The sequence below is a fragment of the Arthrobacter sp. KN11-1C genome (assembly GCF_052180225.1).
In the GTDB taxonomy this organism is placed as follows: Bacteria; Actinomycetota; Actinomycetes; order Actinomycetales; family Micrococcaceae; genus Arthrobacter.
In genome coordinates this window covers 145662-164149 of record NZ_CP197467.1, presented here as the reverse complement: position 1 = coordinate 164149, position 18488 = coordinate 145662, and the positions used below count along the sequence as shown (strand labels likewise).

At 64.1% G+C, this 18488-nt stretch carries 18 protein-coding genes; 5 read left to right on the top strand and 13 right to left on the bottom strand.

Annotated elements, in window-relative coordinates:
• Positions 1 to 24: 24 nt before the first annotated feature.
• Genes ACSBOX_RS00780 through ACSBOX_RS00770 form a run of 3 tightly spaced genes read right to left on the bottom strand, consistent with a single transcriptional unit; the run spans position 25 to position 2547 of the window.
• Positions 25 to 1038, bottom strand: a complete 1014-nt coding sequence (locus ACSBOX_RS00780; protein WP_442544357.1) for a biotin-dependent carboxyltransferase family protein — start codon at positions 1036 to 1038, stop codon at positions 25 to 27.
• Entirely contained in the window at positions 1035 to 1757 is a 723-nt protein-coding gene (locus ACSBOX_RS00775) for a 5-oxoprolinase subunit B family protein (RefSeq protein WP_442544356.1), read from the bottom strand. The genes ACSBOX_RS00780 and ACSBOX_RS00775 overlap by 4 nt, the downstream gene beginning before the upstream one ends.
• Before the next feature lies 1 nt (position 1758).
• The gene (locus ACSBOX_RS00770) at positions 1759 to 2547 is read right to left on the bottom strand and encodes a LamB/YcsF family protein (protein ID WP_442544355.1); all 789 of its coding nucleotides are present in this window, start codon (positions 2545 to 2547) and stop codon (positions 1759 to 1761) included.
• A 441-nt stretch (positions 2548 to 2988) separates the two neighbouring features.
• Between ACSBOX_RS00770 and ACSBOX_RS00765 the strand changes: the two genes are divergently transcribed.
• Positions 2989 to 3918: a LysR substrate-binding domain-containing protein gene (locus ACSBOX_RS00765; protein WP_442544354.1), complete on the top strand. Its 930-nt coding sequence runs from the start codon at positions 2989 to 2991 to the stop codon at positions 3916 to 3918.
• 134 nt (positions 3919 to 4052) lie between these two features.
• Positions 4053 to 4274, top strand: a complete 222-nt coding sequence (locus tag ACSBOX_RS00760; RefSeq protein ID WP_078107201.1) for a hypothetical protein — start codon at positions 4053 to 4055, stop codon at positions 4272 to 4274.
• Between the two features lie 127 nt (positions 4275 to 4401).
• Here the strand turns inward: ACSBOX_RS00760 and ACSBOX_RS00755 are convergent, their stop codons facing one another.
• Together ACSBOX_RS00755 and ACSBOX_RS00750 are read right to left on the bottom strand one after the other, a co-directional pair.
• Positions 4402 to 5076, bottom strand: coding sequence for a 4-carboxy-4-hydroxy-2-oxoadipate aldolase/oxaloacetate decarboxylase (locus ACSBOX_RS00755; RefSeq protein WP_364536690.1), 675 nt, complete (start codon positions 5074 to 5076; stop codon positions 4402 to 4404).
• Positions 5077 to 5121: 45 nt separating this feature from the next.
• Positions 5122 to 6330 carry an aspartate transaminase gene (locus tag ACSBOX_RS00750; RefSeq protein WP_442544353.1) on the bottom strand — a complete coding sequence of 403 codons (1209 nt, stop codon included), beginning with the start codon at positions 6328 to 6330 and terminating at the stop codon, positions 5122 to 5124.
• A gap of 294 nt (positions 6331 to 6624) precedes the next feature.
• On the opposite strand from ACSBOX_RS00750, the gene ACSBOX_RS00745 reads away from it, so the two are divergent.
• Positions 6625 to 7155, top strand: coding sequence for a hypothetical protein (locus tag ACSBOX_RS00745; RefSeq protein WP_442544352.1), 531 nt, complete (start codon positions 6625 to 6627; stop codon positions 7153 to 7155).
• 101 nt (positions 7156 to 7256) lie between these two features.
• Here ACSBOX_RS00745 and ACSBOX_RS00740 read toward each other — a convergent pair whose 3' ends face one another.
• From ACSBOX_RS00740 to ACSBOX_RS00710, 7 genes are all read right to left on the bottom strand, one after another.
• Entirely contained in the window at positions 7257 to 7613 is a 357-nt protein-coding gene (locus ACSBOX_RS00740) for a hypothetical protein (protein ID WP_442544351.1), read from the bottom strand.
• A gap of 194 nt (positions 7614 to 7807) precedes the next feature.
• A complete protein-coding gene (locus tag ACSBOX_RS00735; RefSeq protein ID WP_442544350.1) occupies positions 7808 to 8644 on the bottom strand; it encodes an HpcH/HpaI aldolase family protein in 837 nt (278 codons plus the stop codon).
• Positions 8629 to 9414, bottom strand: a complete 786-nt coding sequence (hpaH, locus tag ACSBOX_RS00730) for a 2-oxo-hept-4-ene-1,7-dioate hydratase (protein WP_442546093.1) — start codon at positions 9412 to 9414, stop codon at positions 8629 to 8631. The genes ACSBOX_RS00735 and hpaH overlap by 16 nt, the downstream gene beginning before the upstream one ends.
• A gap of 53 nt (positions 9415 to 9467) precedes the next feature.
• Entirely contained in the window at positions 9468 to 10544 is a 1077-nt protein-coding gene (gene hpaD, locus ACSBOX_RS00725; protein WP_442544349.1) for a 3,4-dihydroxyphenylacetate 2,3-dioxygenase, read from the bottom strand.
• Between the two features lie 107 nt (positions 10545 to 10651).
• Complete coding sequence (hpaE, locus tag ACSBOX_RS00720) at positions 10652 to 12166, bottom strand: 5-carboxymethyl-2-hydroxymuconate semialdehyde dehydrogenase (protein ID WP_442544348.1); 1515 nt, start codon at positions 12164 to 12166, stop codon at positions 10652 to 10654.
• 54 nt (positions 12167 to 12220) lie between these two features.
• Positions 12221 to 12922 carry a GntR family transcriptional regulator gene (locus ACSBOX_RS00715; protein ID WP_442544347.1) on the bottom strand — a complete coding sequence of 234 codons (702 nt, stop codon included), beginning with the start codon at positions 12920 to 12922 and terminating at the stop codon, positions 12221 to 12223.
• On the bottom strand, positions 12915 to 14372 hold the full coding sequence (locus ACSBOX_RS00710) for a fumarylacetoacetate hydrolase family protein (protein ID WP_442544346.1): 1458 nt from the start codon (positions 14370 to 14372) through the stop codon (positions 12915 to 12917). The genes ACSBOX_RS00715 and ACSBOX_RS00710 overlap by 8 nt, the downstream gene beginning before the upstream one ends.
• 265 nt (positions 14373 to 14637) lie before the next feature.
• Between ACSBOX_RS00710 and ACSBOX_RS00705 the strand changes: the two genes are divergently transcribed.
• Complete coding sequence (locus ACSBOX_RS00705; RefSeq protein WP_442544345.1) at positions 14638 to 16542, top strand: FAD-binding monooxygenase; 1905 nt, start codon at positions 14638 to 14640, stop codon at positions 16540 to 16542.
• Between the two features lie 74 nt (positions 16543 to 16616).
• Positions 16617 to 17321, top strand: coding sequence for an alpha/beta fold hydrolase (locus ACSBOX_RS00700; protein ID WP_442544344.1), 705 nt, complete (start codon positions 16617 to 16619; stop codon positions 17319 to 17321).
• Here ACSBOX_RS00700 and ACSBOX_RS00695 read toward each other — a convergent pair whose 3' ends face one another.
• The gene (locus ACSBOX_RS00695; RefSeq protein ID WP_442544343.1) at positions 17322 to 18263 is read right to left on the bottom strand and encodes an NAD(P)H-binding protein; all 942 of its coding nucleotides are present in this window, start codon (positions 18261 to 18263) and stop codon (positions 17322 to 17324) included.
• Positions 18264 to 18488: the final 225 nt, after the last annotated feature.

Here is an 18488-nt window from a genome sequence, read left to right as displayed (position 1 = left end):
CCTCTTGGTTTTGACGACAGGTTTTTAGCTGCATGCCGCAACCGGGAGGTCCTGCCACTGGGGTCGGCATCCAATGCCTAGTAGTCCGAAGACTGTGTTGACGGATTCGCGGAGGGTTTCAAGCTGCGCCCGCGAGCGCCGGTGGGCGGAGGTTGCCTCCGCCACGGTTGTTTTCCTGAAGTGGACCTTGTCGCCCGGGCGTGCTTGCGCAAGGACGTCCAGGCCATTACTGGTGACCACTGCGAGGACCGGATAGCCGGCGGTGACGCCGCGTCCCCGATGCAGCACCAGCAACTCTTCCCGGGAAGGAACTTCGACGGCGCCTACCGGCACGCCGCGCGAAAGCACTTCACCGCTTGAGGTTCTTTCGGGAAGCTCGCCGCCGAGCCTCAGGCCGATGTGATTGCTCCGGCCACTCACGGCGTATTCCAAGGTGAAGAGCAGCTCGGCGGAATCGCCGAATTCGGCGACATCCGGACCATCGGTCACGTCGACCATCAGTTGCTGCCCCATGTTCGGCCGTTCCAGACCGAGCCGGAAGAGCGGAAGGTCGAAGTACGGTTGGCGGACAGGGCCCACGCTGCGGCGGGTCAGGAGTGTGGTTCCTTCCTTGAGCTGCAGGCCGAAGCCCACAACGGTGTCCGGAGCACAACTGCCCAACAGCATCGGCGCCTCCACGGAGCCGTGGACGGCCAGGTAGGCACGAAGGCCCCGGTTGATTCCCCGGATAGCCACGGTCTCGCCCGCACGGACCGAAACCGGTTCCCACTGGCTGCAAGGACGCCCGCCGACGGTGAGTGCCAGCGGAGCGCCCGTGACTGCGATCAGGATGTCCGAGTTCGCTTTCATCCTGAAGTCGAGGGCAGTGATCTCCACCAGGGGATCGTTGTCCAGGTTGCCGGCCAGGATGTTGGCGGCTCGGGCCGAGTACTGGTCCAGGGCGCCATTCACGGGAAGTCCGAAGCGGGGTCCACGGAACCGGCCAAGGTCTGTGACCACGGCGTTGCCGGGTTGCTGGATGAGGATGTGCCCGCTCATGGCCTGGGTTCCAGTTCCTTGCCGACGTAAGAGTCGAACTCTCCGGCCTCGATACCGCGGAACCGGAGAATGTCGCCTGGCTTGTAGGGCACCAGTGGTTCGCGGCGAATGTTCAGGACGGTCAAGGGAGTCTGGCCGATGACGCACCAGCCACCGGGCGCGGACGCTGGTGCGATGACGGCTTGGCGTCCGGCCACAGCCACGGCTCCGGCCGGGACGCTGAGCCGGGGATCCTTGAGGCGCGGCACAGGCTTCGGGAAGCCGGGGCCATCCATCATCGGCGAGCCTGCCGGCGCGCCGAGGCAGCGGACGGTGTAGGTCTTTTCGGTGTGGAGCCGGATGACTTCCTCGGTGGAGATGCCCTGATAAGCGGCGACATTCTCCAGGTCGGGGCCGAATTCGCCACCGTAGGCCACAGGAACATCAAACTCACGGGGCGCCGTCGAGGCACCGGCGGACCGGCCCATTTCGAGGAGTCCCAGCTTTACGAACGCTCGAACCTGACGGGCCGACACAAGCACGGGGTCGAATTCCACCAGTACGGAATCGTAGGTGGGTACCGCACCGTGAAGTCCCTCGGCGCCGCAGCTTTCCAGCCAGTCGGCAAGACGGTGGACCGTGAGCCAGTTGTCCTCGCTTGCTTCAGCAAGTGCGACGACACGCAATGCGGAGTCTCCGGATTCGTAGATCTCGGTGGGAGCCGCCGTGAGAACGGACATGTCAGGCCGCCTTCCTCTTGGCATCCATGACTTCGGTCAGCGGGGCGATGCGCACGCCTGCCGAAATGAGTTCCGAGCGGATGAGCCGGGCGAGTCCGACGGCGCCGGGGTTGTCTCCGTGAAGCAGGACAGTGTCCGTAGAGATGTCGATGTCGGTGCCGTTCGCGCACCGGATCTTGCCTTCGCACACCATGCGGACCGTCCGCTCGACAATTGCCGAGGGGTCGTGCAGCACGGCGCCGGGCTGGCTGCGCGGGACCAGCGTCCCGTCTTCCTGGTAGGCACGATCGACGATGCCCACGATGGCCACGTCCAGGCCGGCGGAACGCGCCGCCTTCGCCAACTCGCCTTCCTGCGCGACCACGATGAGTTCGTTGTCCACGCGGGCGGCGGCTTCAGCCACGGCCGCAGCGTAGTCCTCACGGACGGCGACGAGATTTCCCAGCCGGCCGTGCGGCGCAAGGTGGCTCACCTTGGTTCCGTGGAAGGCGGCGAAGCCGTTCAGGGCGCCCAGTTGGTAGAGCACGTCGGCGCGTACCTCGTTGGCAGTCAGGCCCATGTCCCGGCGCCCGAAACCACGCAAGTCAGGGAAACTCGGATGGGCTCCGATACCCACTCCGCGGCGAACGCATTCAGCGACGGTTGCGTCCATGATGTCGGGATCGCCCGCGTGGAACCCGCAAGCGATATTGGCACTTGAAACGATCTCCAGAAGATCGGTGTCGCTGCCTATGGTGTAGGCACCGAATCCCTCTCCAAGATCCGCTACAAGATCAATTGTCGGGTTCACGTGGTTCTCTTTCCATGGTTCTGCATTAGGGTCCGGTATTTCCATTCGAGCGGCTGGAATATCGGAAGAATTGAGTTGCCCCTTCGATTGGAAGTGTTTAGCTAAAATTCTTCAATCAGAGGAACTGCGGTAATTCTTTGGTGATAGAAGTCTCGCACCCGTGAACTTCGGGCACAAAGACCTATTCGCTATCACGGGATAGCCTCTGGTTATGACCTACGGCACACTTGCTGATGGCGGGGTATATTTGGGTATCGGGACAATTCGGTTGATGGGGAGTCAACGAACTGCCAAGCAATGCTTGGGAAACGCCACCATGGGGATGTGGATCTCAAATTTAGTAGCTGAGAGACAGGTCACACAAAGATGGATTGTGTGTCCCTACATAGAATTTCCTTATGGCATCCTGGCCCCATTGAGGGCTTGGAGGAAGGCAGACCCATGGACACGCGGAAGCTCTCGTATTTTGTAAAGATCGTCGATTCGGGGAGCATTACCAAGGCGGCCGCTGCGCTCCACGTCGCCCAGCCTGCCCTCAGCCAGCAGGTGTCGGCGCTGGAAAGCGACCTGAAGCAGCGACTCTTGATCCGCAGCAAGCAAGGAGTCGAGCCAACCGCCGCGGGACACACGCTCTATCGCCATGCCCAGACCATCCTGCGGCTCGTTGAACAGGCCCGGCAGGACGTGGCGGCATCCGGGGCGGCGCCGTCGGGCAGGGTCTCGATCGCCATCGCACCGTACAGCATGGCTTCCAGCCTGACGCCGCAGATCATCCGCGAGGTCGGCCGGCGATACCCGGACATCGTGGTGCACTTGACCGAGATCTTCGGCGGGGTGTTGAGCGAAGCAATCAAGAACGGCCGGCTCGACATGGCGTTGATCTACGAGCCGGGGAAGATCCGCGGGGTGCAGTTCACCACCATGATCGTGGAAGACCTGCACTTGGTGACCCATGAAGACGTCGATGTGGCGCACGGACGCTCTACTGTCACGCTTGAAGAAGCCAGCGGCCTTGGACTATTCCTCCCCGAAAAGAACCACACCCTGCGCCAGATCATCGAGAAAGGACTGGCCGATCAAGGCTTGCCCCTGCGGCTCGTAGGAGAAGTGGAGTCGGTTCCCTCCCTGGTCCGGCTCATCCGTGCAAACCTCGGGGCCACCGTCCTTCCAAAATCCGCCGCTGATGCGCTCTTCCCCGAGGAGAACTTCAAGGTCCTGCGGATCGTCGAACCGGCCCTCCAGAGCAAGATTGCCCTGTGCACCCCCGACCATGAGCCGCTGTCCGAAGCCGCCTCTGCCGTGCTAATCCTGGTCAAGGAGATGCTGCAGCAGCTGATCAGCAAGTACGCAGCCGATCCATCCGAGGCTTGATCCATCCATAACATTGCCTTATCCGGACAGACATCTTTGGTCTTATTCACGGACGCTTTTATTTCCTAATATCGAATTGGCAAGTAATTCGAAAGCGGTTCTCGGATTCCGTGAACCCAATCAAAGGAACAGCGGTGAAAAAGATCAGCCAGACCCGGTGGGCTTCGAATCCAACCCTCGGAACGATCAGCGCACGGACCGGATTCCACTGCCCAAGGAATGGTTTCTGGCGTCCCTTGGGCGGGGTGGGCGAACCCCTCTTCGTCTTCGAAGGAAGCCTCATGCCGGCTCATGCCGGACACAGCATCGAGTGGTACCTGGTGGACGCCCGGCCAGGACACCCCGGACTGGACTGACCCGGCTTTCCACCCAAGGCGCCTTGCCCCCAGGCAAGGCGCCTTCTTCGCGCCCGGAGACTTCGTGCCCGGAAACGGGCACGCAAAAGCCGGCCACCGCATTCGGTGACCGGCCTTGGCATGCCAATCAGTCTTCGACCAGGAGTCCCTTGGCCTTCAGCTTCTCCGTCAACCCGCACAACTCGATGGTGGTGCCTCCGGCGTGGTAAGCCTTGATCAGCTCGCGTTCGGCGTCGTCCCGGGCCTGGGAGAGCGCGATGACCTCCTCGGCTTCCTCACGGCGGACGACCACGACGCCGTCAGCGTCACCGCGGAGGATGTCGCCGGGGTAGACGATTTCATCGCCGAAAACGAGCGGGTGGTTGATGGGCCCGAGGGTTTCCTTGACCGTGCCCTTGATGCAGACGCTGCCCGAGAAGACCGGGAGGCCGAGTTCGATGAGGTCCTGGGTGTCCCGCACGCCCGAATCCGTCACCATGGCCGCGATGCCCTTGGCCTTCATGGCGTTGCCCAAGACGTCGCCGAAGGTTCCGGCGTCGGAAAATTCCTGCGCACCGACCAGGACCACATCGCCGGCCTGGGCGTAGTGGATGGCGACCTGCAGCATGAGGTTGTCCTGGGGTGCGCAGGCCACGGTCACGGCCGGGCCGCAGAAGGACATCGAGCGGTCGATCGGCTTGATCTTGGAGCTCAGGGCGCCGCGGCGGCCTTGGGCTTCGTGGATGGTCGCGGAGGAGAACGCCGCGAGGCGGCTGACGACGTCTGCGTCCGGCCTCTGGAACTTGGTTTTGACGTGGATCATTTCCTGAATCTTTCTCTTGGCTGGCTCTGGGGGTGCCCGTGCGGCTTAGTTGAGGGCGCTGACTGCCTTGCGGATCGAGTCCACGCCGGCGTTGATGGTCTCCAGCGAAGTGGCGAAGGAGATCCGGAAGTAGGGGCCAAGGCCATACGCCGAGCCCTGGATGACGGCGACCGCGGCCGCATCGAGGAGGTACATCGTGAAGTCCTGGTCGTTCTCGATGACCGTGCCGTCCGGAGCTGTCTTGCCGATGACGCCGCCGCAATTCACGTAGGCGTAGAAGGCGCCCTCGGCCGGGGCCACGGACAGTCCGTCAATGGCGTTGAGGCCTTCGACGGCGACGTCCCGGCGCTTGCGGTACACCTCCACGCTGTCCCGGACGAATGACTGGTCGCCGTTCAGCGCTGCTGCCGCCGCCGCCTGACTGACCGACGACGGGCAGGAGGAGGTCTGCGACTGCAGCTTGTTCATCGCCGCGATCAACGGCGCCGGACCCACGCCGTAGCCAAGGCGCCAACCGGTCATGGCATAGGCCTTGGAGACGCCGTTGACCAGGAGGATGCGGTCGCGAAGGGACGGAACAGCCGTGACGAGGCTCGTCACCCGGCCATCCCCGAAGTGGATTTCGTCATAGATCTCATCGGTGAGGACGTAGACGTTCGGGAATTCCTCAAGGACGGAACCGAGCTCCCGCAGTTCTTCGCGAGAGTACACGGCGCCCGTTGGGTTGGACGGAGCGTTGAGGATGAGCCATTTGGTCTTCGGCGTGATGGCTTCGCGGAGGGCGGCCGGTGTGAGCTTGAAACCTGTGTCTTCGCCGCAAGCGACGATCACGGGCGTGCCGTCGTTGGCGAGGACCATGTCCGGGTAGGAGACCCAGTACGGCGCCGGGACGATGACTTCGTCACCCTCGTTGAGCGATGCCATGAGTGCGACGTAGATGACTTGCTTGGCTCCGCCGCCGATGGTCAGCTGGTTCGCTTCGTAGTGCACGCCGGTATGGCCTTCAATCCGGCGGAGGATGGCGGTCTGCAACTCGGGGGTTCCGGTCACCGAGGTGTATTTGGTCTGGCCGGCGTTGATCGCTTCGATAGCGGCCGCCTTGATGTGCTCGGGGGTGTCGAAGTCCGGCTCGCCGACGGTCAGGTCGATGATCGGGATGCCTTCGGCTCGTAGTTCACGGACACGGGCGGCGGCCGCAACGCTCGCTGAGGACTTGATGCGTGTGACCCTCGACGCCGGCAGGTACTCGGACATTGTCTTCTCCAGAATCGTGAAACTCAGGATTCGGGTGTCGAATCCCCAATTTCGAGACTAGGCACTGCCGGGCGCCGTGGATAAGACCTAATGTGCGTGGATCAATAAGAGACTCTTATGACCACCGCTCCCGTATGGGAATTCCACCCACCATTCGGGAACTTTGTGTCCCATATGGGAAATCTTCTATGCACTTTCCTTATGGGTTCACGCGGTATTGGTATTTCCGCAGCCCTGCGAAAGCCGCCTAGATTTCATAGATCAGAACTTCGCGAAGAGTCCGAAAGGGATCCAATGCCAGCCCAATCCGGGTCCCTTCGGGGCGCGCCAACCACCGGCAGGTACACCTACCGGGCCAAGGTTCCAGTCCGTCCCCCAGCCGAGGCCAAGGAGGAGCGCACCAAGCTTACGCATGCCCTCGAGGCGCACAGGCAGCTCCTCTCCCATGCTTTGAGCGCCATCCGCACCATGACCGCAGCGCGGAACGAGATGATCGCCCAGGCCCTTGAAGACGGGCTCAACTTGGCCACAATTTCAGCGCTGACCGGAGAAAACATTCGAGCTGTCCGGACCATTGGCTTGGCTTATGACGACCTCCACCCGAGTGGGCTTCCGCGAAGCGCCCATGTGGATGCCCTGAGGGCGAAAAGCGAGCAACTCAAAGCGGCCGAAAAGCACCGCGACCGGATCGTTAATCAGCGGGAGGCGTTGATCGTCACGGCGCTCCGCACCCAAGCCTGCGATGACCTTGAACTTGCTTCGCTGACCGGGCTGACGCCAGAGCATATCCGCAGATCCACGCGGGGCATCGCGCGCTCCGCCTAGCTTCCGCGGGCGAGCTTCCTGTACCTCTAACCCAACTGACTAACAGTTGTTGTCGTTATGAGGCGTCAAAACGACAACAACTGCGAGCTAGTTGGGAGAGCTCACTTCGTTGGCTCTTTCCTTGCCACGGGCGTCCTGCAGCTGAACAGTTCCTGTGTTCCTGTTTTCCTGGCGATGAGCACCGTCAAGGCGCGGGCTGCCGGAGAAATCGGTTCAAAATGTTGGATCGATCGCGCACCAACGTTCCAGATGCGCAGTACGCCCAGCACCCGGTCGTGCTCATCCGTGGCAACCAAGGGCGGACTTCCCTGCCCTGCCATGGGCCTGCGTTTCCAGCACAGGCTGACCACCGTCGCGTGCTCCCAGAATTCCACGGCGGTAACGAAGAATTCGCGTCCCTCATCGTCCAGGAACAACCCCGACTGCGGGACGTAAACCGCCCGAAGATCGTACTCCACAGGGCCTGACCGCTTTTCAGCCGGCGGTTGGGCGGTGGCTGCAGATTGTTGACGACTGAGATCTGGTTGCGCGACCACGGCATGCTCCATTGAAATTGCGGACGGCCCCTCCACGACCGCCCCCGAGCGGCCTCGGGATATCCAATGTAGCTCCGTCCAAGGACCTCGGGAAGAGTACCGACTACCTACCTAGTTCAGTAGCTCGACGGCGCGACACCTGTCCCGCCAAGGGGCGCTCCGCCGTCGGGCGCTGTTGGGATGAACTTGTCCGCGAGCGCTTCGGTGCCGCGCGCCAGGAGCGCGACATCGGCGCCGACCAGCACGAACGACGCACCGGCGCCCATATACGCACGCGCCGTAGCCTCGTTGAAGGCGTTCACGCCGGCCGGCTTGCCCGCGGTCTTCGCCGCGGCGAGGCAGCGCTCGACGGCGGCACGCACCTTCGGGTGCTCCTGCTCGCCGAGCACGCCCATGGATGCCGCGAGGTCGGAGGGCCCGACGAAGATGGCATCGACGCCGTCGACGGCCAGGATCTCCTCCACGGCGGCGACCGCGGCCTCGGTTTCGATCTGGACCGTGACGCTGACCGTTTCGGAAGCGCGGGCAAGGTAGTCCGGGATGCGGTTCCAGCGCGAGGCGCGGGCCAGGGCCGAGCCGACGCCCCGGACACCGTGCGGCGGGTAGCGCACTGCAGCGACGGCGGCCTGTGCTTCCGCGGCGGAGTTGACCATGGGGATGAGCAGGTCCTGCACGCCCAGGTCCAGGTATTGCTTGAGGAGCACGGTGTCGTTGACCGGAGGGCGGACCACGGCCTGGACGGGGTAGCCTCGGACGGCCTGGAGCTGGGCGAGGATGGATTCGAGGCCGTTGGGGCTGTGTTCGGCGTCGATCAGGAGCCAGTCCAGGCCCGCCCCTGCACACAGTTCGGCAATCAGCGGGCTGCCGGAACACACCCACATCCCGGCAAGGGGCCTGTCGGCGGCGGCCAGGGCTTCGCGGAACGTGCGGTCTGGTTCTACTCGAACCGGCATGTGACAACTCCCAAGGGTCCGTAGTCTGCGTGGACGGTATCGCCTTTGTACACCCAGAGCGGTCGGGTGAAGGAGCCGGCGAGGATGATCTCCCCGGCCTTCAGCCCGTCCCCGTGCGGGGCGATCTTGTTGGCGAGCCAGTGCACGCCGTTCGCAGGGTGGTCCAGGACCCCGGCAGCGACGCCGGTTTCCTCCACGACCTGGTTCTTGTACAGGATGGCCGAAACCCAGCGGAGGTCGACGGCGTCCGGGCGGACCGGGCGCCCGCCCACCACCATGGCGCCCATGGCCGCGTTGTCCGAGATGGTGTCCACGATGGTCCGGCCCTCCATTTCGATCCTGGAATCCAGGATCTCAAGGGCCGGAACCACGTAGTCGGTGGCGTTCAGGACGTCGAAGATGGTGCAGCCCGGGCCCTTGAGCCCGTCCTTGAGCACGAACGCCAGCTCTACCTCGACGCGCGGATGGGTGTACTGGTCCCACGCCACGGAGCAGCCGGTTTCCAGGACCATGTCGTCGAAGATCGCGCCATAGTCGGGTTCGGTGATGCCGGTGGCGTCCTGCATGGCCTTGGACGTCAGCCCGATCTTGCGGCCCACCAGCTTCCGGCCCGCTTCCTCGTTGCGGCTGCGCCATAACTGCTGCACGGCGTAGGAATCCTCCACCGTCATTCCGGGGTAGCGGGCAGTGAGTCGCGGAACCGGGGTCCGGCTCCGGCCGGCCTCCAGTAGTTCGTCCGCAATGGTTTCTATCGTCTTCGGGTCAAGCATCTCCACACTCCGTTCGGCCATCCTGCGGTCAGCATACGTTGAGGGCTGCGGGCCTAGAGCTGCGAGCCGACCTTGAAGCCTGCAGTGGCGCCGTCGTCCTGGCGCGTGTAAGAGAAGCCGTCGGCACCCACGGTGACCGCCATTTCGCTCTTTTCCTCGCGGACGACGACAGGCTGGGGGTTGCCGTCCAGGTCCAGGACGAGGGAGGCCTCGGTGTACCAGGAGGGGACCACCGGGTTGCCCCACCAGTCGCGGCGCTGGTTGTCGTGGACGTCCCAGGTGACCGTGGGGTTGTCCGGATCGCCGGTGTAGTAGTCCTGGGTGTAGATCTCAATGCGGTGCCCATCCGGGTCCAGGATGTACAGGTAGAACGCGTTGGACACACCGTGCCGGCCGGGGCCACGCTCGATCCGGTCGCTGATGCGCAGGGCGCCCATCTTGTCGCAGATCTGGATGATGTTGTGCTTCTCGTGCGTGGAGAAGGCGATGTGGTGGAGGCGTGGGCCGTTGCCGCCGGTCAGGGCGGTGTCGTGCACGGTCTGCTTGCGGTGCATCCACGCGGCGTACGTGACGCCGTCGGAATCCTTGATGTCTTCCGAGACGCGGAAGCCGAGGTCCTCGAGGTAGGCCCGGCCCCGGGGCACGTCGGGGGTGACCTGGTTGAAGTGGTCCAGGCGGACCAGTTCACCGGCGGAGTAGAGGTCGTAGCGCTGGGTGAGGCGTTCGACGTGCTCCACGTCGTAGAAGAACTCGTACGGGAAGCCCAGCGGATCCTCGACGCGGACGGAGTCGCCGACGCCCTTGGTGAAGCCGTCCTTACGGCGCTCCACCCGGCAGCCGAGCTCGCGGTAGTAGGCCTCGGCGGCGTCGACTTCGGCCGGGGACTTCACCCGGTACGCGAACGCTGCCGCGGCGGCCACCGGTCCCTTGCGGAGGACCAGGTTGTGGTGGATGAACTCCTCGAAGGAGCGCAAGTAGATGGTGTTCTCGTCCTCCTCGGTGACGTGGAGGCCGAGCAGGTCCACGTAGAACTCGCGGGACTTGGCGAGGTCCGTGACCACGAGTTCGAGGTAGGCGCAGCGGACGATATCCGGTGCCGGGACGGTGGGAGTGGGGACGAAGTTGGTCATGGGATTCTCTCTTCTTTGAAAGGGTGTCACCCAACTGACTCGCATTTGTTGTCGTTTTGGAGCCCCATAACGACATCTACTGCGAGTTAGTTGGGAAGGGGGAGCGCTTAGGCGCCGAACTTCGGGGTGTGCACAGCGCCCAGGGTGATGTGCACGGCTTGCTGGTCGGTGTAGAAATCGATGGAGCGGTAGCCGCCTTCGTGGCCCAGGCCCGAGGCCTTCACGCCGCCGAAGGGGGTACGCAGGTCCCGGACGTTGTGGCTGTTGAGCCACACCATGCCGGCCTCGACGTTCTGCGCGAAGTTGTGGGCGCGGGTCAGGTTCTGGGTCCAGATGTAGGCCGCCAGGCCGTATTTGGTGTTGTTGGCCAAGGCGAGCGCTTCGTCGTCGTTCTCGAACGGCGTGATCGCGACGACGGGTCCAAAGATCTCCTCCTGGAAGATCCGCGCGTCGGGCGCGACGTCGGCGAACACCGTGGGTGCGATGTAGTTGCCTTCCGGGAGGTGCTCGGGGCGTCCGCCGCCGGCGAGCAGGCGGCCTTCGGACTTGCCGATCTCCACGTAGGAGGCGACCTTTTCGTAGTGCTCGGGGTGGACGAGGGCGCCGACCTGGGTCTTGGGGTCGTGCGGGTCGCCGACGACGATGTTCTTCGCGCGGGCGGCGTACTTTTCGCAGAACTCGTCATAGATGGCGCGTTCGACGAGGATACGCGAGCCGGCGGTGCAGCGTTCTCCGTTGAGGGAGAAGACCCCGAACAGGGCGGAATCGATCGCGGCGTCGAGGTCGGCGTCGGCGAATACGACGCACGGGGACTTGCCGCCGAGCTCCATGGACAGGCCCTTGAGGTTGGCCGCGGCGTTGCGGAAGATCGTCTGGCCCGTGGTGGTCTCGCCCGTGAAGGAGATCAGTGGCACGTCCGGGTGCTTGACGAGGGCGTCGCCGGCTTCCTCGCCGAGGCCGTTGACCAGGTTGAACACACCATCGGGCAGGCCGGCGTCCTTGAAGATCTGCGCCCAGAGGGAGGCCGAGAGTGGAGTGAACTCGGCCGGCTTGAGCACCACGGTGTTGCCAGTGGCCAGGGCGGGGGCGAGCTTCCAGGACTCGAGCATGAACGGGGTGTTCCACGGCGTGATCAGGCCCGCGACGCCGATCGGCTTACGGTTCACGTAGTTGATCTGGGAGCCCGGGACCTTCATGGCGTCGTCGAACTGGGCCACGATCAGGTCCGCGAAGAAGCGGAAGTTCTCGGCGGCACGCAGGGCCTGGCCCTTGGCCTGGCTGATCGGCAGGCCGGTGTCGAAGGTCTCGAGCTCGGCGAGGCGTTGTTCCTGGGCTTCGACGGCGTCGGCGATCTTGTTCAGGACGCGGGCACGCTCGCGCGGCTTCATCTTCGGCCACGGACCGTTCACGAAGGCTTCGCGGGCGGCAGCGACGGCGAGGTCGATGTCTTCCTTTTGGCCGGCCGCGGCCGTGGCGTAGTTGCCGTTGGATACCGGGTCCAGGACGTCGAAGGTCTTCCCGCTGACCGAGTCAACGAACTGGCCGTTGATGAAGTGCTGGATGTGGGAGGGAAGGTCCTTCGGGACGTAATGGGTGGTGGTTTCTGGTGCAGTGAACGTCATTGTTTTTCCTTTGCTATTGGAACGCGGGGTCACTTACGGCCCATGTCGGGGCGCTTAATGGGCGCTAAGTGACCCCGCGTTGCTTTGTGCGAGGTACGCATCCAAGGTTGCGCTGCGGTGGCGGCGGGCGGCTTGTTCGATGGTGTCGGCGTCGGCATGGCTTTCGATGAGCTGTAGCAGTGCCTCGTGCTCCTTGACGGATTCCTGCGCGCGGCCGGGGACAAAGCGGAACGTCGAGGCCCTGATCGAGGCGAGCCGGTTCCAGCCCCGGTGCACAAGGTCCAGGATGTGCGGATTGGGACAGTGTTCAAAGAGCACGCTGTGGAAGTCCTGGTTCAGTGCCGTGAAGCGGACCGGGTCGAAATGCTCCAGGCAGTCGCGCATCTCCGCGTTCACCGCACGGGCCCGCGCGATCGCCACGGAATCGATCAGCGGTGCGGACAATGCCGTCGCCGCTCCTTCGATGATGCTCAGGGTCTGCATCGTGTAGAGATACTCGGTGGGATCGATCCCGGAGACCGTGGCGCCGACGTTGCGTTCGAACTTCACGAGACCTTCGGCCTCCAGGCGCCGGATCGCCTCACGGACCGGAACCACGCTCACGCCGAGGTCCTCGGCGATCTTCGCCAGCACCAGGCGGTACCCCGGGGTGTACGTGCCCTCCACGATGCGCGCCTTCACGGCCGCATAAGCCTGCTCGGACTTGCTCCCGGTCTTCTCGCCCAAAGCGACGCTCCCGACGGCGGTTTCAGTCACCTTCGGCTCCTTCCCACTGTTCGTAACGGGCACGCCACTGGGCGTTCATCGGATAGAGACCGTCTACGCTGTTGCCCTGCTTGACCATCTCGAAGATGAAGGCTTCTTCCTTCTCCTGCTCGATGCACTCATCCACCAGCTCCCCCGCGATGGCCGGCGGAATCACCAGGATGCCGTCCGAGTCGGCCACGATGATGTCCCCGGGCTGGACCGTAGCCCCGCCGCAGGCGATGGTGATGTCCGTGTCCCACGGGATGTGCCGGCGGCCCAGCACGGCGGGGTGCGGATTGGCGAAGTAGGTGGGCATGTCCAGTCCTGCCACCGCGGAATAGTCGCGCACGCCGCCGTCGGTGATGATGGCCGCGGCGCCGCGCATCTGGGCACGCATTGCGAGGATGTCCCCGATGGTCCCCGCGCCCTTTTCGCCGCGGGCCTCCATGACCAGGATCTCGCCTTCGTTGACGGAATCGATGGCACGTTTCTGCGCGTTGAATCCTCCGCCGTGAGTCTTGAAGAGGTCCTCGCGGTTGGGAACATAGCGCAGCGTCCGGGCGAGCCCCACGACGCGGCGGTCCGGACGGGTGGCCTGCAGCCCGTCGATGCTCACGTTGTTCAGTCCGCGCTTGCGCAACTGGCTCGACAGGGTGGCCGTGGCCACGGACTCGAGTTTCTTCTTCAGCTCCGGGGTCAGGACGGGCGCGACGGCGGAGAGCCCGGCCGCTTCACGGGAACCGTAGGCTTCCTCCCGCTGGGTGTCATCGGACTTGGGCCGGGCACCGAAGTCCGCGAACGGCGTCGTACCTTCCGTCACTGTGGTGGCCAGGCGGCCGCTGCTGAGCGCGCCGGCGGTGACTTCGACCTCGACGACGTCGCCGGGCCGGGCGACGGAGGCGCCGGCCGGGGTGCCGGTCAGGATGATGTCGCCGGTTTCGAGCGTGAGGAGCTGGGACAGGTCGGCGACGAGGCGCGCAAAGGGGAACAGTAGGTCTTCGGTGGTGTCGTCCTGGACGAGTTCGCCGTTGTGCCAGGTGCGGATCCGCAGCCCGGAGGGGTCGACGTCGGCTGCCGGGATGAGCGCGGGGCCCACCGGGGTGAAGCCGTCCCCGCCCTTGGACCGGAGGTTGGAGCCTTTGTCCGCGTAGCGGAGGTCGTAGACGCCGAGGTCGTTGCTGGCGGTGACCCACTCGACGTGGCTCCACGCGTCCTCCAGGCTGACCCGACGCGCGGGCTTGCCGATGACCAGCGCGATCTCGCCCTCGTAGCCGAGGAGTTCACAGCCGGCCGGACGTTCCACCGTTGAGCCACTGATCGCGAGGGAGGACGATGGCTTCAGAAAGTACGACGGCTGCTCCGGCGTACGGCCGCGCTGGGCTGCCCGGCTGGGGAAGTTGATGTGCACCGCGATGACCTTGCGGGCCGCGGCCAGGATGTGGTCGGTGACCTGTTCCAAGATTTACTCCTCATCGAGTACGAAATCGTATACGAAAACTATGACCCGGGAGCTTCGGAACGTCAACCCCCTCGGATCCCGGAGCTTGTTTCCCGATCCGGAGCTTCAAGCAGCCGCCCCGGAAACAAGCTTCCGAGCCGAGGACCGCCGCAAAGGCCTTGTCCCCCACCCCACGCCTGCCGTATAGTTTGTATCCAATTCAGGGTTCAGATAGAGAATTTACAGTTCTATAATTGAACAACCACACAACGAAGTGAGGATATCCATGCAGTTCCACCACCACGGTTACGTGTCCGGTGACCCGCGAGTCCAGGCGGCTGCCGGCGTCGGCATCAACCGGCCGGCCGACCTTCCCGACGAGGTCGACGTGCTCATTGTGGGCAGCGGCCCCGCGGGCATGCTCGCCGCGGCGCAGTTGTCCCAGTTCCCGGGAGTCACCACCCGGATCGTGGAACGCCGCCCGGGCAGGCTCGCGATCGGCCAGGCCGACGGTATCCAAGCCCGGAGTGTGGAAACGTTCCAGGCCTTCGGCTTCGCCGAACGGATCATTGCCGAGGCGTACCGGATCACCGAGATGGCATTCTGGAAGCCGGATCCCTCGGATCCCTCCCGCATCATCCGGACCGCGCGGGCCCTCGACGATCCCACGGGAGACATCAGCGAATTCCCGCACCTCATCGTCAATCAGGCGCGCGTGCTGGACTACTTCGCCGAGTTCATGGCGAACTCCCCTGCCCGCATGTCCGCCGATTACGGATACGAATTCCGCGGCCTCGAGGTCACCGGCGAAGGCGACTACCCAGTCACCGTCACCCTCCTCCACACGGCAGGACCCAACGAAGGCCAGGAGCGTGTTGTCCGGGCCAAGTACGTCGTGGGGGCCGATGGCGCGCGGAGCAAGGTGCGCGAGTCGATCGGTTGCACGCTTGCCGGCGACCAGGCAAACCACGCCTGGGGCGTCATGGACGTCCTGGCCGTCACGGACTTCCCCGACATCCGCACGAAATGCGCCATCCAGTCCGGCACGGGCGGCAGCATCCTGCTGATTCCGCGCGAAGGCGGCCACCTCTTCCGCATGTACGTAGACCTCGGCGAAGTGAACCGGAACGACAACCGCTCCGTACGCAACACCACCATCGACGAGATCATCGCCAAGGCCAACGAAATCCTCCATCCCTACACGCTCGATGTCCGCAACGTCGCCTGGCACAGCGTCTACGAAGTGGGCCACCGCCTCACCGACAGGTTCGACGACGTCCTGCCGGACGAGCGCGGCACCCGCACACCGCGTGTGTTCATTGCAGGCGACGCATGCCACACCCACAGCGCCAAGGCCGGCCAGGGAATGAACGTCTCCATGCAGGACGGCTTCAACCTGGCTTGGAAGCTCGGACATGTACTCGAAGGGCGGAGCCCGGAGAGCTTGCTGTCCACGTACTCCGCCGAACGCCAAGTCATTGCCAAGAACCTCATCGACTTCGACAAAGAGTGGTCCACGCTCATGGCGAAGAAGCCCGAAGAATTCGAGGATCCCACCGAACTGGAGAACTTCTACGTGAGCACCGCGGAGTTCCCTGCCGGCTTCATGACCCATTACGCTCCCTCACCGCTCATCGCCGAGCCCGCGCACCAAGACCTGGCCACGGGATTCACCATCGGGAAGCGTTTCAAGTCTGCGCCCGTGGTGCGCGTCTGCGACACCAACCCGCTGCAACTCGGGCACCAGGCCAAGGCTGACGGACGGTGGCGCATCTATGTGTTCGCGGACGCGTGCGAAGCTGGCGCGCCGTCGGCCGTCGTCGACTTTGCCGAGTGGATCGCGAACTCGCCGGGCTCGCCGCTGGCCGGAACGCCGTCGGGCGCTGACCGGGACGCATGGTTCGACGTGAAGGTGATCTACCAGCAGGAGCACACGAGCATCGACATCGGGGCTGTACCGGCGGCATTCAAGCCGCAGGTCGGACCGTTCAAGCTCACGTACCTCGAGAACGTCTACGGCACCGATCCTTCGGCAGACATCTTCGAGCTACGCGGCCTTGACCGCGGCGGAGTTGTGGTGGTGGTGCGGCCGGACCAGTACGTCGCGAACGTTTTGCCCTTGACCGCGACGGCGGAACTCGCCGCGTTCTTCGCGCCCCTCCTGCGATCGGGACGGACAGCGGCAGTGTGAGCCGTTGGCGCGTTCCGGCATGCGGGACCAACGCAAGGGTTCATTCTGTCGGTGCCCCGTCGTAGGGTACCGGCATGGACATCATCATGGTTCCCGGATTCTGGTTGGACGCTTCTTCATGGTCGGAGGTCACGCCGCCGCTTGTTGCCGCTGGGCATACAGTCCACCCGCTCACGCTGCCCGGGCTGGAGGCCGTTGACGCCCCACGGTCCGGCATCGGCCTCAGGGATCACATCGAGGCAGTAGTGGCGGCCGTCGACGCCGTTGGCAATCCCGTTGTGCTGGTCGGCCACTCAGGGGGAGGCGCCATCATCCACGGCGCCGTCGACGCCCGCCCGGACCGCGTGGTCCGGGCGGTGTACGTGGACAGCGGCCCTCTGGGCGAGGGCGGCGTCATCAACGACGAACTGCCGGTTGAGGGCGATGCCGTGCCCTTGCCCCCATGGGAGCTGTTCGAAAATGAAGACCTCGTGGACCTCAACGAGGAGCTACGGGCGGCCTTCCGTGCACGCGCCATCCCGGAACCAAAGAACGTGACCACAGACAAACAGCGTTTGCACGATGTGCGCCGCTACGACGTCCCGGCCACGATCATCGCGTGCGAGTTCCCCTCCAGCCTGCTCGGCGAATGGATCGAATCCGGCCACCCCTTCGTAGCTGAGCTCGCGCGCATCAACGACGTCGAATTCATGGACCTGCCCACCGGGCATTGGCCCCAGTTCACCAAGCCGCTTGAACTCGGCGAGGCCATTCTTGCGGCGGTTGAGCGGAGGGGGTAGTCACCGCACCGAATGACTCGTTGTTGGCTTGCGGTAGCTGTCCACCGTGGCCTCCAACGCTTCCTCCCAGGGTGTTGCCGTAACACCCAACACCTTCCGGGTCTCCTCGGAGTCGATCACGAAGGGCATCGTGAATTGGTAACTGGAAGCTGACATCTCGCGCATGATCGGAAGGACGGTGCCGAGGGCCTTAAGTGACCACTGCGGGATCGCTGCCACCCGGCCTTTCACGCCCCAACGCTCATTCACCTGCCGCACGATTTGCGTGCGCGGGGCGGAGGCACTCGGCACATGCCAAGCGCGGCCCCATTCGCCGGTGTGGTCGGCAGCAGCGATCAGCGTCGCGGCGATATCGGGAAGGAAGCTCCAACTGTGCTCTAGGGCGGGATCCCCAACGACGCGCGCCGTTTTGGAGGCCAGGAGCGGTTCGAAAAAGCTGGCACCGAGGTGGGTCGACATTCCGACCGCTCCTGGGCCGAAGTAGTCGCTCGCCCGAACCTCGACTGCCCGGATTTCACCGCGTTCGTGCGCTGCGAGGACTTTCTCCCAACCCGCTTTGCGCACAAGGCCCTTCTTCTCGGTGGTGGCGAGCCGTGAATGCTCGGTCATCGGGCCGACCGGCTGCCCGTAAGCATAGAGGTTGCCCATGAGCACAAGCGCGGCCCCGGAGTCACGGGCCGCAGTAATCACGGCGTCGAAGATCGGCGGCCAGTCGGCTACCCAGTTGGTATAGGGCGGGTTGGTGCAAACGAAAATCGTGTCGGCTCCCTGTGCAGCCTGTGTCACGTCGGCCGGGTTGCTCGCGTCCAGTTTCACGGGGGTTACCCCGGAGACCGTGGTGCCGCTGCGCGTACCAAGTGTTACCTGGTCTCCACGGGCGCACAGCTGCCTCGCGAGCGTTCCGCCTATAAGTCCGGCCCCGAGGATGAGATGGCTTGCCACGATGGTTTCTCCCTAACTTTCCGGCGATGCTTTACTGGTGACGTCATCCGTAAGCACCACGGAACCCCTCACCCTTGACAAGGTCCGATGGTGGAATGAATGATACGAGCCTCACCAGCTTTGTCCCTACCGGTGGTCAATAGCTGTATTGGTGTCTAACAATGTCGAAAGAGCGCATTGACAGTAATCGTGTGGGCGTGTTTTTCAGTCGGGCTGCTTGGGTTG

Coding starts and splice junctions, on each gene's coding strand:
- ACSBOX_RS00780 (WP_442544357.1), bottom strand. CDS start 1,038: ATGAGCGGGCACATCCTCATCCAGCAACCCGGCAACGCCGTGGTCACA.
- ACSBOX_RS00775 (WP_442544356.1), bottom strand. CDS start 1,757: ATGTCCGTTCTCACGGCGGCTCCCACCGAGATCTACGAATCCGGAGAC.
- ACSBOX_RS00765 (WP_442544354.1), top strand. CDS start 2,989: ATGGACACGCGGAAGCTCTCGTATTTTGTAAAGATCGTCGATTCGGGG.
- ACSBOX_RS00755 (WP_364536690.1), bottom strand. CDS start 5,076: ATGATCCACGTCAAAACCAAGTTCCAGAGGCCGGACGCAGACGTCGTC.
- ACSBOX_RS00750 (WP_442544353.1), bottom strand. CDS start 6,330: ATGTCCGAGTACCTGCCGGCGTCGAGGGTCACACGCATCAAGTCCTCA.
- ACSBOX_RS00745 (WP_442544352.1), top strand. CDS start 6,625: ATGCCAGCCCAATCCGGGTCCCTTCGGGGCGCGCCAACCACCGGCAGG.
- ACSBOX_RS00735 (WP_442544350.1), bottom strand. CDS start 8,644: ATGCCGGTTCGAGTAGAACCAGACCGCACGTTCCGCGAAGCCCTGGCC.
- hpaH (WP_442546093.1), bottom strand. CDS start 9,414: ATGCTTGACCCGAAGACGATAGAAACCATTGCGGACGAACTACTGGAG.
- hpaD (WP_442544349.1), bottom strand. CDS start 10,544: ATGACCAACTTCGTCCCCACTCCCACCGTCCCGGCACCGGATATCGTC.
- hpaE (WP_442544348.1), bottom strand. CDS start 12,166: ATGACGTTCACTGCACCAGAAACCACCACCCATTACGTCCCGAAGGAC.
- ACSBOX_RS00705 (WP_442544345.1), top strand. CDS start 14,638: ATGCAGTTCCACCACCACGGTTACGTGTCCGGTGACCCGCGAGTCCAG.
- ACSBOX_RS00700 (WP_442544344.1), top strand. CDS start 16,617: ATGGACATCATCATGGTTCCCGGATTCTGGTTGGACGCTTCTTCATGG.